We start from the raw sequence: 12,933 nt of genomic DNA, 5'->3' as shown, positions 1-12,933 counted from the left end.
AGATCGACATCTTCCTCTGAAATCTGTGTTCAGGAGAGGAGGAGGTTTAGATATTGTGGGAATCTTTAAAAGAGGCAAGGGAAACCGCGCAGGATTGTGTGGCACGGAATTCATAAGGACGTTATCAAAAGCATGCCCAGTTGACTATATTTCAAATTCCAATATGCAAACAACTTTCATTGCCGACAACAATGCTCAAATAGCCTATCTGATTGTTGCTCGGTTTTTTTATATGGATAGATGTGTAACAAATTCATAAGAATTACGAACATGTTACCGAATAGGTGTGAGGATGTTCATAACTTGTTCATAACAATTATGAGGTTGTATGAAACATGTTCATACAATGTGTGATAAGTTCTTATTTACTTTTTATACTGATTTGTGTTAAAATAATTAACTTTATTTTGGTATTGACTTTTCACGGATATTAACGGTAAACTTACCATCAAAATAGGGTGGTGAAAGACTAATGACTATCGCAATCAGCATTAGTAGTACAATTGGCGGCTCTGGCAAGACAACGATTGCCTGCATGTTTGCACACTTATTAAGTGCCAATTATAAAGTGTTGGCACTCGACCTATGTGGACAATGCGACTTGAGCGAGGTGTTATTACACGATAATACGGTGAGAGGAACGATTTGTGATGTATTAGAGAGTGGCGATGTTGCTTCATATATTGTTCCTATCAACGAAAATCTTCACATTATTCCTGGCGATCAGTGGATTTGCTCTTCTCCATTCAAGTTTTACATTCAAGGCTATAAAATGCCAGAGGTCGTTATTGCAATGAAAGAACTGCTAAATCAGGCAAAGACGGCATATTATGATTTTGTCGTTATAGATACTCCCAGTACGTCTTCCAAAGAAGTGTTTAGCCTATCATTGTCTATCTCCGATTTCGCAGTCATGACGTACTCTCCTAACAAACTCCAACTAATCAAAAGCTGGCTGAATAAAATCAAGTATGTACAAGACGAATTTAACCCCGAATTAAGGGTTGGTGGCATTTTAAGGACAAGATTTAACGATATTGAAGCTTCGCACATATTTTATAACCAGGAAGCGTGTCGGCTATATCCTGATTATTGTTGGAATAGCGTTTTCCCCAACTCGCCTCTTTTCGCTAATATCGACTCTCATTCTATTCAGAAATCACAAGTAGCCACTGCTTTTAAGCCTGTTTTAGATGAAATGATTTTTCGACTTTTGAAGACTCGAAATGGAATTGAGTTATGGCAAAAGTAAACAGAAAAAAGCTTCAGAAAAATACTCAGTACGATATGAAGACTAAGTTAATTGGGCGAGATCAACTTGAAATATCAAAAATGGCGTTAGAACTTCTATTAAACCCTGACCACAGTTGTACTTGTTTAAAGTGGAAGAGGAAAGAATATAATACGGAAAATAAACTATTTCGCTGACAAATCAAGAATCGGATGAATAAGATAGGTTGATCCAGTGTTGGTGTGTCAACTACTCTAATAATGCTTCATACCCAATCTAACAATCTAATTGGGCATGCATTTGCAATTACAGCATGGGTTGTCGCACAGCATCAACAACATGAAAACCATGCTTCTCGCGAGCGAGAAGAGGCTCCTACGCCCAAGGGCGTGGAGCCTTTTTTTTGCATTAATCGAGAGAAGGTTATAATTCCTCCTTCAAAATCTATAATGCAATCATCAACGGGAACAGGGGCTTCGTTTCCATGGGTGGGTTCTAAGCTCGCCTCTTCCTACGGAAAATCGGCTCACTAAGAACCACCAAGCCCCGTTGTGCTCGCCTATCGCCGACCGCTCGGCCTACGGCACTCCCTGCAAAACGGAGCCATGGAAACTCGCCCCTTGGGAAAAGCCGTTGCCCCATTTGCCAATGGGACAAGTGTTTCTGCGAAACACAAAAAGGCATTGCCTCATCTTCTGATGAGTCAACAAAGCATGTTGCCGCGAAAGTACGTCGCGACAATCGTCTCTCCGAGACGCAAATGCCACACTGACCATCTACGATGGTCAAATTATTAACTCATCAAAAGGAGGTGCAAGCAATGGCAAGAAGAAGCAAACCACTCGTTACCCAATTTTTCAACCGAGATCGACTCGCATTTACGGCAATGCACAGAGTTGGTCATGTCTCTTCCGATCATCTTCACTCTTGCGGCTTAGCCGATAGGCGTATCAAAAATCTTGTAAGAGATGGTCTTATGGAAAAAGTCGCGTACAAGCAAAAAGGGAAAAGCGAGGAATGTTATAAGCTTACGAAGTCAGGAAGAGAAACAGCCGCTCGCTTATGGGCTTTGAGTTATGCATACCATGCTCAAAGCCCGATACACGACCTTGCGATAGCAGAAAAATATTTCAGCTTATCAGAAGAGTCGCGAGAAAGCTGGAAAACGGAAACTCTAATTCGCAAAGAATTTGAAGATCGTATTTCCGATATGCGAAAAGAAGGAAACGAGGTGGAAGCAAAGCTGTATCAAGATATGCTCAAAGAGAAACTAATATCAATGCCAGATGGCTTATATATCAATAGCGCGGGAAACGAAGTAGGGGTTGAAATCATCACCAATTCGTATGGGATCGAGGAAATGAGATCTAAAGAAACATTCGTCAGCATGATTGGATGCCAATACGAAACAATTAGAGTTTGAAAGGGGGAATTGAAATTATGACTATATCCAATGCTAAAAAACAAGCAGTTTGCGATAAGTATCGATTGTATCTTGAGATTATCTACTGTTTCGGCAACAAAGTCATGTTGATGAAACAGTTATACCGATACGCAGAAGTGATGGGAACAGTAAAAAGCTTCTCAGCGTTTTACAGCTCCATAACAGAACTTGTTGATGCAGATATTTTAAGAAAAGAGTCATTCACGGCTTACGGAAAGAATACCCAACTCTATATGCTTGTAATGCGAAAATATGGTATTCGCTTTTTGGAGGGGAAATCAGACAGCTACAGCGTTGCATCTGTCAAGAGAGCTTTGGGGAATGAAAGGATTTTGGTCAGCATTTTTAAAAACCAATATATTCTCAACAAAGTCATTCCCCGCATTGAAAAGGAAGGCATAGGGGTAACGCTTGGAGCAATCATTGATCTATTGGAACGCTACCACAGCACAATTTTATATAACAAGAATCAAGGGCTTTTCTTCCTTGAAAAAATGAAAAATGAAGCAACTCTCCAAAAGTATTTGGATATGCTTTCGGTTGAGCAAGATATCGAGAAAATGCAGGAAATCAAGCAGAGAATGGGAGAGGGGTTGAGGAAGGGATCAGAAGCATCGGACGGGAAAGGAGGAGGGAAACATCGCTCGCCTGAAATGACCTCAGTTGATCGTGTTAAAAAAGTCGCTATGAGAAGTCAGGATTTAAACAAGGAAGAAAGAGTCCATAATTATACACTTGATACGATGCTCTCGTTTAATGCATACATTGCTCAAATTAAGGTTAGTGAAGGTCAGGTTAAGATCACAGCTCTTATTTTCGACATTTTCAATAGATCAAACATTTATAAGATAGCGACCCATATCGCTTGTATGCACCATATGTTCAGCCGTTATTTCCAGGATGAGATTGAGCTGAAGGTTGGTATCGTATCCATTGACGAGTTCGCTTCCAACCATCTAAAGTCACAGGCTGAATCGGCAACTATCGACTTTGTTTCAAAAGAGCGTGGAGATACCCGACTATCCCATATTTTGAGTAAATGGCATGTTTATCAAATGATTCAGAAACAAATCGATGTACGCTTTATACATTATGACATTACGAATCAGTTTTTAGATGGCATCAAGCACGCGAACCTGGTCAGACGCTAATTTTTATCGGATGGTATTACCATCCATTACATAATTCAATGCTTTTCAAATGCTCCGACATATCGAGTCTCCTTTCAGTATTTGGGACTGATGTTAACACTTTTTCCGCTTTATTGCATGCGGCAATCCTATATTGTTTACAAGGAAACACCATCCAAATTTTGGTTGACCGCCTTTAGATTTAGCTGTATGATTGTGCTCAAAACAATGTTAAGTGAGGTGCAATACGATGCAACGACTATTCTTTGATTATATCTGCATAGATTGCGCCAAGGGTCAGCCAAAATAGGCTGGCTTTTTTAATGTCGTTATGAACGCAACATCATTGAAATATGGAGTTGGATAGGGTGCAATTCATACTCAACAAATTAAAGAGAGAAGCTTCATCCAAAACTTGATTACCGAATTGATTGCTGGTCTTTTAATGGTTGTCATCGGCATCACCTTTGGCTACCTATTCAAAATAATGCTATTTAAAATCACAGTAAGAGGAGGAATATTAACATGGGACAATATCTGCAAATGGGAATTTGCCATCAAATGCTGATTGGAAAAAGAGAAATTGAGAAAACAACGATTGAGAAAATCACAGGAGAACTTGGCAAGTTGGTAAACCTGGAACTCTTTGATTTCGAGGAATCAGAGGAGAATGTCTCCTTTATCATCAAGGAATCGGTTGTGCAAGAGCAGTTGCATATGTTCTTGAGTGAGCAGTTCTCTCTTTACGATCAGAGTTATGCGGAAGATTTTTCTGAACTACTTCCAGAAATTGAAAAAAGGAAATTGCTTGTTGAAATTATTGAGCTGGCGGAAGAAAAGGAATTTCGCTTTTTCCAGCACAACAATGTGTACGATAATATCGAGATTTCGCCATGGCAGACTGCTCAGGTAGATACCTCATTGCTTGCGATTTTCATTGAAGGCAAATTGCTGATGGAGAGCTACAATAGCTTTCTTCGCTACTGGGAAAATTTGGTGCGTGCCAGCTCCAGTCAAGCCATATCGGGTGCATTTCGAGCTTTCATAGACTGAGAGGAATTAAACCTATTTTGCGTTATGAATTAACGGAACTTTTGCTATATTAACAATAAAGAAATCGAGAAGAGAGGGGGGATTTATATGTTGAAAAAATGGATGAGAAACAAAATGGGATACGTCTCAATCGAGACAGTAATCGTTGCTGGTTTGGTTATTGCATTGGGGGCATTCTCTATGCAAGAGTTTTATGCAACTGCTCAAGGAGTTGTGAAAGTGTCAATGGACAAGCTGGACTTAAATGAAATGGAGTTTCACTTTCACACAGGTGACGTTGTAGAGGTTGAATTATAGGGGGCGGAGTCTGTTGATCTTCAAATACGATTGCTTCAAAAACAAATTAACACTTAGGCTATTTGATGCCTGAGTGTTAATTTGTTTGAAAGGTAACAGTATTGATTTAAAGCAGTCAATCCGATTCGGTATTTTGCTTTGCCTGTAAGTCTGCTAATTTGCAAATCTGCTCCAGAGCAAAATCTTGTTACTCAGGTTTTAGTTCTTTAAATATAGCAATCGCTTCATCGAGTTTTTTGTTTGATTTCCAGCCGTTTAAAAACATATCGCCATCGCCTGTAGTAAGCCAGTTTTCATTAAAGCCATACCGTTTACAATGGGATCGATAGGTACAAACAGTGTACCAGTCCGAACAATAGGTTGTCCTTCACTTTTGGCAACTTGAACTTCATCTACATACATACTGTGCAAATTGACATCAGAACTCAAGGGGACTTCACCTAATGGGTAGTAACTCCCTTTTCCCATTTTCGTATAGGTTTTCAATAAACTGCACTGCTTCAGCACGAGTAAGCAACTCCAATGCTTTAAACCCTGTAATAGTAAGCGTATTGGGATCTGATCCACTTGCTAACTTATTACCGTACATAAATTGTATTGCATGATCCCCATCGTAATGTTTGCCTTGGGTTGAGGTTATTAATTCTGTTACTTCTAACCGAGTAATCAGTTCATTTCTTTTTTCGATTTCCTCATAACCATCAAGCAAATAGTTATTTTGATTAGCAATCTCACAATAACTGTCAGCCCAGTTACCACTCTTACTGCTTTGAATTTCTGGCAAATAGGTGCGAATTAACATCGTAAGAAACTCTGCTTCGGACACAAACTTGTTCGGTCTAAAAGTTCCATCCTCATACCCTGTTACAATATTTCTGCTTATTGCCCATTCAATTGTCTCTTTTGCCCAGTGAGTCCTAATATCTGCAATATTAGCCCCCTGATTTGCAACTGCATTTTGTGGTTTATACCCCCAAAAACAAAGTGTTATTACCATTAAGATAATCATGAAAATTGGGATTCCTTTTCTTAACTTATTTCCTCCTACCATTCTCTTCTATATTGTCGTAAACATTAACACGTAGTTTAACGTCTATAGTTCGAATATCCTACTACAATCCCAAACTTTAGACACACAAAAGACACAAATAATCAGGGGATTAATGGTGTTCACCCCTGAAATCCCCCAACTCCTCTGCCGATAATTAATAGTATAGGTCTTTTTACTTATATAAGGACACTATATGATACTTGGACCATTCTTGGTAGGAGGTGGGATATGGTATAGCAGTAGATTCAAATGTTTATACATACCCAGTACGAGGGAGAGAGTATTTCAAATGAAGAAGTTCAGTAAAGTTTTTACATCAGTTCTCGTCTTATCAATAATTATCAATTCACAATTAGCACATGCAAGTGATAGTCAGGTGGGCACTGAGCAAGAGGTTATTGTTGTGTACAAGAACGAAGAGGGTAAGGAAAAGGTACTGGATGAAGTCGTTGATGTTAAACATGAATTCGAAACGATTCCCGCAGTATCCGCTACGGTAACGAACGCTGATTTACATGAATTGGCGAGTGATCCGAATATTGCGTATATCGAGCGAAACATCACATTCCGAATCACTGGTGGAGATTTCAAAGTTACTGCCGTTCCAACGGAGCAAACCCAATGGAACTTCCAAGCTGTTCAACCAACGAAAATGTGGGATGAAGGCAATACGGGAGCAGGCGTTAAAGTAGCAGTTATCGACTCTGGTATTTTCGCACACAGCGAATTGACGATTGCAGGCGGCGTTTCGACCGTAGACTACACATCCAGCTATAACGATGATAACGGACATGGTACTCATGTTGCTGGTATTATTGCCGCTAAAAGTGGAAATGGCGGTTTGGTAGGGGTCGCACCCGACGTTCAACTCTATGCCGTGAAAGCGATGGGTGAAGACGGTGAAGGAACGCTTATCGACGTTCTTGAAGGCATCGAATGGTCGATTCAGAATGGAATGGACATCATCAATGTTTCCCTTGGTACGGATACAGATTCGTCACTCTTAAAGGAAATGATTGATAATGCCTACAACGCAGGAATCGTCGTTGTTGGTGCGGCAGGCAATAGTCAGGAAGATGCTAATGGAAATCCTATTCCGATTAGCACTCCCACTGTCAATTACCCTGCAAAATACGATAGTGTCATTGCGGTTGCGGCAGTAGACAACTTGAATCAACGTGGAGGTTTCTCTTCTGTTGGTGAGGAAGTCGAACTTGCGGCTCCAGGTGTTGATGTCATTTCAACATATGTGAAAGCCGATGGCACTGGCGGTTATGGTAAATCAAGCGGTACTTCACAGGCGGCTCCACACGTAGCAGGCATGATTGCTCTGTTGATGCAAAAGTATCCAAACATGAGCAATGTTGAGCTTCGTGAGGAAATTAAAAAATATGCCGTTGATCTGGGAGCACCAGGACGTGATATCGAGTACGGATTTGGTTCGCTGTCATTCAATAAGGATGTTGCTCCTCCTGCGAATGTAACGAATCTTGCCGTTGCTGATAAGTCCGAAAACAGCATCTCGCTTTCCTGGTCGAATCCACAAGATGCAGACTTCGCAACAAATAATATTTATGCGAACGATGTAAAAGTTGGTACGACAAATGGCGAAGTATTTACGTTGGAGAACCTTCAATCGAATACTTCTTACACCATTGCGGTCAAATCTTTGGATCAAAACGGAAATGAATCGGCTGGTGAAGTGGTTGTAGCGAAAACAGATGCAGACGTTACCGCACCTGCGGAAGTAAGAAACCTTGCTGTTGCTGAGAAAACTACAACATCAGCGAAAATAACATGGACAAACCCAACTGATTCAGATTTCCTAAGAGTTAATTTGACTCAAAACGGAACGTCAGTGGGGAGTGCCACGACTACGGAACATGAGTTCACAGGTCTGACTCCAAGCACGACTTACGTGTTTGATTTCAAAACCGAAGACGCATCGGGTAACGTATCCGCTGGTCAATCCGTAACAGTGACGACAGATGATCTTCCTGTTGCAGACACAACGGCTCCTGATGAAGTTTCTGGACTGAGTATTGGCGAAGTGACCACAACGTCTGCGGAAATCAATTGGATAAATCCAAGCGATGCAGATTTTGAAAAGGTTAACCTTTACAAAGACAATGTTTTTGTTGGGGATGCTTCTGGAACACGTTATGTATTTACTGGATTGAATCCAAGCACAAACTATGAGCTTAAAGCGAAAACGGTTGATGCAAATGGAAACGAATCTGCGGGTGAAATGGTCACTGTAACAACAAAGGACAATCAACCTGTAATAGATACAACCCCTCCAGCAGAAGTAAGTAATCTGACGGTTGGAGAAGTGACTACCACGACAGCCGAAGTATCTTGGGTTAATCCGAGCGATCCAGACTTCGTAAAATCGAATCTGTATGTGAATGGAACGCTCGTAGGTGAAACACCAGGAACAAGTTATGTATTCAATGGTTTGACTGCGGATACGAACTATGTTCTTCAATTGAAAACAGTAGATGCTAATGGCAATGAATCGTCTGGACGTTATGTGATGACGAAAACGAAGCCTGTACCTGATTCGACACCTCCAGTTGACAACACGGCACCAGCCGAAGTCAGCAACTTTACGGTGGTCGGAGAGACGAATTCTTCCATTGATGTTTCTTGGACAAATCCAATAGATGTAGATTTTGCGAAAGCAAACGTCTACTTAAATGGAACGTTTGTTTCTAACACAACGAACCCGTTCTTCAAATTCGTTGGTCTGACAGAGAACACGGATTACACGATCGTTGTGAAAACAGTAGACATAAATGGTAATGAGTCCATTGGTACTTCAATTGTGGGCAGAACGAAGGCAACACCCGTTGTAACGCCTCCAGTTGATCCACAACCGCCAGTAGATGTAACACCTCCTGGTGAGGTTTCGAGCTTGGAAGTTGCTGATGCGACTGTTAACACCATTCGTGTTCGGTGGGTAAATCCAATGGATGCAGATTATGCGAAAGCAAATCTCTACCTCAATGGAACTTTTGTTTCTGACACAACAAACTCGTTCTTCGAATTCGCTGGTCTGTCGGCGGATACAGATTACTCTATTGTTATTAAAACAGTAGACGTAAACGGTAATGAATCCATCGGCACTTCAGTTGTAGGCAGAACACAAGTAATACCTGTCATAACGCCTCCAATTGATCCTCCAGTAAATCCGCAACCGCCAGTTGATACAACGGCTCCTGCGGAAGTAACGGGATTGGTAACGGACGCTACAAGCCAAACAACGATCACAGCACGTTGGATCAATCCATCGGATAGTGATTTTGCAAAGGTGAAGCTGTTTGTTAACGGCAACTTTATTGCGGATACTACAAATTCGTCCTACGAGTTTACTGGATTGGTTGCAGATAAACCTTATACCATTGTTGTAAAAACAGTTGATGCAAGTGGCAATGTTTCTGCTGGTGCTACGCTTGATGCAAGAACTCAAGCCGTTCCTGTAGTAACGCCTCCAATTAATCCGACAGATCCAGACGACGATGTTGTAGAGATTCCTACGAATCCAACACCAGCTCCAACTCCAAGTGGCAGTGGTAGCGGCAGTAATACAGTTATCGTTACTCCTGCGCCAGAAAAAGCGTCTTCGGATGATGAAGTGAAAACAGCTCTTGAGAAAGCGAAGGAATCGCTGACTATCGTTGATTATGTTGGTGCAAAGTCAGCAATTGACTCCCTGACTGACAAAGAGAAACGTGATGAGTTCCAAAAGGAATTGGAGACACTCAAAAAAGAGCTGAAAATCGAAGATCTTCCAACGAAAAAGGAGCTTCGCACTTTTGTTCCAGTTGGTATCAGTTTGCAAGTAGCAATGAAAAGCGAGAATTATAAGTACATTGATGAAGCTTCTATTCAACCAGGTAAAAATGTCTTTGTTCTAAATAGCAAAGGCGAGTTGGTGGAAGACGTAGAAGTCAAAGTGATGTTCAATCGTCTTGTAGTAATGCCGAAGGATGGTGGTAAGTTCGATTCGAAAGAAACGTTCACGATCATTTTGGATACCACGGTAAAAGGCAAAGCGAGCAAAGACTCGAAGGAAAGCTTTGAACTGAAAAACCCGTTGATTTTGGAGTTTTCAACTCGATAAGCAACAGGGGGGAGTTGTTAATGCAACTCCCCCCAATAATAAAGCAGGAAATGGAGCGTACATACTTATGTTTAAAAAGCAGTTTAAGTTCCTCACAATCGCACTATTTGTCGCGCTCATCGCAACATCGATTCCACAAAGCGTAGATGCCGCTGAAAAGGTAGCGTTCTCAGACGTAAAAAAAGGGGCATGGTACGAAGCAACGGTGGAGTGGGCAATTTCAAAAGACATGATCAAAGGATACGAGGACGGAACGTTCAAGCCAAACAAGAACGTAACCGAAGCCGAATTCTTGACGATGATGCTACGTGCGTTTGAACCAACGCTTTCTTCTTCAAAGTCGGAGAATTGGGCAGAAGTGTACTACAAACGTGCTAAAGAGCTGAATTACCCTGTTAAAAGCTACACTGATATTGCATCGAGGAATAAAGTAGTCCTCCGCAAACAGGTAGCAGAGTTGATCTCTTCGACAGAAGGTGTGAATTTCAGCGGTAACAATGCGATTCACTATCTGCTTGCATTTGGTCTTGCAGAGGGTAAGAATCCAAATGAAGTCTCCATCAAAAGCTTTGAAGGCGATAAAGGTTTGACTCGTGCGGAAGCCGTACAGTTCGTTAAGAACTTTGTGGAATATGGCATTGGTGGGCTACTTGAAAGACCGACTGAGCCATCGAATCCAAGCGAATTGCCGCCATTACGTCTTTAACCTAAAACGACTATCTACTTTCTTGTACCGTGGAGTAGGTTTGTTGCCTCTTGCGATTTGGATTATTACTTAAAGCAACTATTTTATTGGGGGATACTATGAAAAGAAAAGCAGTGCCAACCTTGTTGATATTTTCTATTCTATTCATCACGCTCTGTTTACCTGTCTCCGCATCTACTGTCTTCCCAGATGTAGAAAAGCACTGGGGAAAGGAAACAATACAATGGGCATTGGAACACAACATTGCCAAGGGATACGAGGATGGAAGCTTTAAACCGAACAATTTAGTAACAGAAGCGGAATTTCTCGCCATGTTAATTCGTGCTTTTCAACCAGAAATTAAATCCGATGAGAATGGGCAATGGGCGAATAATTACTACAAGCTTGCCGATCAATTGAGCTATCCTAATTCAAAAGAAGGTGATAACCGCACACGTAACCGTGAAATGACTCGCGTCAAGGTTGCCGAACTGATTTCTGCAACGCAAGGAGTACATTTTAGGGGGAACGAAGCTGTTAGATACATGCTTGATAGCGGTCTTGCCAGAGGTAATAATCCTGCTCTATTGTCCGTAGAGGGTTATAGCCCGAAAGGGTATTTAACGCGTGCTGAAGCGGTGCAGTTCATAAAGAACCTGTTAGAACAAGGGAAGGGAAAGTTATTAAAAAGCCCTCTTAATCCTTCGGATCCGTCCTTTTTGCAATATATCCCAATCACTTCCACTATGGAATCAGATCCATCTCGTCTGAATGTAAATGGAGATCCAGTGGCATCGATCTTAGGGGAGCCTTTCTACCTGGCGGAAAACATATATATTCCTGTTGAACCGATTGTTCGTGGCATGGGTGACAAATTCATGTGGATCAATCAGCCTGAAAATGGAGTCATTGAGAAAAAAGACGGATCTAAGATCAGCATTTATGAAAACAAGGGCGCGGCACTCCTAAATAACAAGTCTGTCCCCATATCAAAAAAATTTATTGCCGATGGCGCAAATTATAAACCGTATACACCGATGGTGGTCAACAACAAGCTATTTGTTCCAATCGATTTTTTGACTGAGGTATTGGGCTATCCAATTCAAACCGATGTCAGGGAAGCAATGCCTGTCGTTCATGCAGGAGAACTAAACAAAGAGTCTCAATCCGTAGGTGACTACGAAGCAACACCTATTCCAAAACCAAAACCGTTGCCAAATTGGAAGCCTGATCTTCGGTTCCTTCCTCCTGCGGATTGGATACCCCCGCAAATTGTATCGGTTGCTACCAACGACCATCGTAGGAACAGTGAAATACTGGATGCAGAACTTGGTTTCACGGACGGACGCTCTTTTAATCCTTATGGGAAGAATGCGTATTCGAACTATCCGCTCTCGGTTATTTACTTGGGCGACAATTCAAAATACATGTATGATATCCAATTCACAAGCTGGTATGGGTCAAAAACAGAAGCAAACAATAGCAACAAAATACCTTATGTCTCGCGCGAACTTTTTAAGATGTTTCTTCCTCATGAGCATATGAAGTTGTTTAAGATTATGTCGGATGGGTTCGATGGTAGGGATGTATCTCAATATATAAATAAACCTTTTAAGCTGGAAGGGCGCGAGATTAAGATTACTGAGGGTTCAGGTTATAATGGTGTAACTTGGGTCACTGTTTCAATCGGCAAAAAGTAAAGTGAAATTGATGATTTACAAATAAGCAGGTTAATTTGTTTTAATGGAGTTATAAAAGTAACAATATAGAAAAAATGTTTGTTATATACATTTTAAAATAATATAATGTATCTATAACAATCTGTTTGAGATGCCTACAATGATTAACGTGTATTTGCGAAAATAAAACTGTGTCATTTTAAAGCGCTCGGTCAGAAGACGACTGAGCGCTTGATT

At 41.1% G+C, this 12,933-nt stretch carries 9 protein-coding genes; 8 read left to right on the top strand and 1 reads right to left on the bottom strand.

From position 1 onward, the window contains the following. Positions 1 to 472 precede the first annotated feature (472 nt). From MKY92_RS25305 to MKY92_RS25285, 5 genes are all read left to right on the top strand, one after another. Positions 473 to 1,252 (top strand): ParA family protein, encoded by a 780-nt coding sequence (locus MKY92_RS25305; protein WP_339298078.1) that lies wholly within the window; start codon positions 473 to 475, stop codon positions 1,250 to 1,252. Between the two features lie 799 nt (positions 1,253 to 2,051). Beyond that, the gene (locus MKY92_RS25300) at positions 2,052 to 2,654 is read left to right on the top strand and encodes a hypothetical protein (protein WP_339298077.1); all 603 of its coding nucleotides are present in this window, start codon (positions 2,052 to 2,054) and stop codon (positions 2,652 to 2,654) included. 17 nt (positions 2,655 to 2,671) lie between these two features. Beyond that, the gene (locus tag MKY92_RS25295; protein WP_339298076.1) at positions 2,672 to 3,826 is read left to right on the top strand and encodes a hypothetical protein; all 1,155 of its coding nucleotides are present in this window, start codon (positions 2,672 to 2,674) and stop codon (positions 3,824 to 3,826) included. A gap of 504 nt (positions 3,827 to 4,330) precedes the next feature. Next, positions 4,331 to 4,858, top strand: a complete 528-nt coding sequence (locus MKY92_RS25290; protein WP_339298075.1) for a hypothetical protein — start codon at positions 4,331 to 4,333, stop codon at positions 4,856 to 4,858. 87 nt (positions 4,859 to 4,945) lie between these two features. After that, complete coding sequence (locus MKY92_RS25285; RefSeq protein ID WP_339298074.1) at positions 4,946 to 5,155, top strand: hypothetical protein; 210 nt, start codon at positions 4,946 to 4,948, stop codon at positions 5,153 to 5,155. A gap of 436 nt (positions 5,156 to 5,591) precedes the next feature. On the opposite strand, the gene MKY92_RS25280 is transcribed toward MKY92_RS25285, so the two are convergent. Continuing rightward, complete coding sequence (locus MKY92_RS25280) at positions 5,592 to 6,164, bottom strand: S-layer homology domain-containing protein (protein WP_339298073.1); 573 nt, start codon at positions 6,162 to 6,164, stop codon at positions 5,592 to 5,594. A gap of 445 nt (positions 6,165 to 6,609) precedes the next feature. On the opposite strand from MKY92_RS25280, the gene MKY92_RS25275 reads away from it, so the two are divergent. The 3 genes from MKY92_RS25275 to MKY92_RS25265 all read left to right on the top strand — a co-directional run bounded on the left by MKY92_RS25275 (position 6,610) and on the right by MKY92_RS25265 (position 12,717). Continuing rightward, positions 6,610 to 10,332: a S8 family serine peptidase gene (locus tag MKY92_RS25275; RefSeq protein WP_339298072.1), complete on the top strand. Its 3,723-nt coding sequence runs from the start codon at positions 6,610 to 6,612 to the stop codon at positions 10,330 to 10,332. A 67-nt stretch (positions 10,333 to 10,399) separates the two neighbouring features. Continuing rightward, the gene (locus MKY92_RS25270; protein ID WP_339298071.1) at positions 10,400 to 11,038 is read left to right on the top strand and encodes an S-layer homology domain-containing protein; all 639 of its coding nucleotides are present in this window, start codon (positions 10,400 to 10,402) and stop codon (positions 11,036 to 11,038) included. Between the two features lie 98 nt (positions 11,039 to 11,136). Then, entirely contained in the window at positions 11,137 to 12,717 is a 1,581-nt protein-coding gene (locus tag MKY92_RS25265) for an S-layer homology domain-containing protein (RefSeq protein WP_339298070.1), read from the top strand. The last annotated feature ends 216 nt before the right edge of the window (positions 12,718 to 12,933 follow it).

This window comes from Paenibacillus sp. FSL R5-0623, from assembly GCF_037974265.1.
Classification (GTDB): Bacteria; Bacillota; Bacilli; order Paenibacillales; family Paenibacillaceae; genus Paenibacillus.
The sequence above is the reverse complement of the archived record's forward strand: the minus strand, read 5'-3'. Positions and strand labels throughout refer to the sequence as shown.

Bases quoted from the DNA above. Each gene is read 5' to 3' on its own strand.
- MKY92_RS25265 (WP_339298070.1), top strand. From the start codon at position 11,137: ATGAAAAGAAAAGCAGTGCCAACCTTGTTGATATTTTCTATTCTATTC.
- MKY92_RS25305 (WP_339298078.1), top strand. From the start codon at position 473: ATGACTATCGCAATCAGCATTAGTAGTACAATTGGCGGCTCTGGCAAG.
- MKY92_RS25295 (WP_339298076.1), top strand. From the start codon at position 2,672: ATGACTATATCCAATGCTAAAAAACAAGCAGTTTGCGATAAGTATCGA.
- MKY92_RS25300 (WP_339298077.1), top strand. From the start codon at position 2,052: ATGGCAAGAAGAAGCAAACCACTCGTTACCCAATTTTTCAACCGAGAT.
- MKY92_RS25270 (WP_339298071.1), top strand. From the start codon at position 10,400: ATGTTTAAAAAGCAGTTTAAGTTCCTCACAATCGCACTATTTGTCGCG.
- MKY92_RS25285 (WP_339298074.1), top strand. From the start codon at position 4,946: ATGTTGAAAAAATGGATGAGAAACAAAATGGGATACGTCTCAATCGAG.
- MKY92_RS25290 (WP_339298075.1), top strand. From the start codon at position 4,331: ATGGGACAATATCTGCAAATGGGAATTTGCCATCAAATGCTGATTGGA.
- MKY92_RS25280 (WP_339298073.1), bottom strand. From the start codon at position 6,164: ATGATTATCTTAATGGTAATAACACTTTGTTTTTGGGGGTATAAACCA.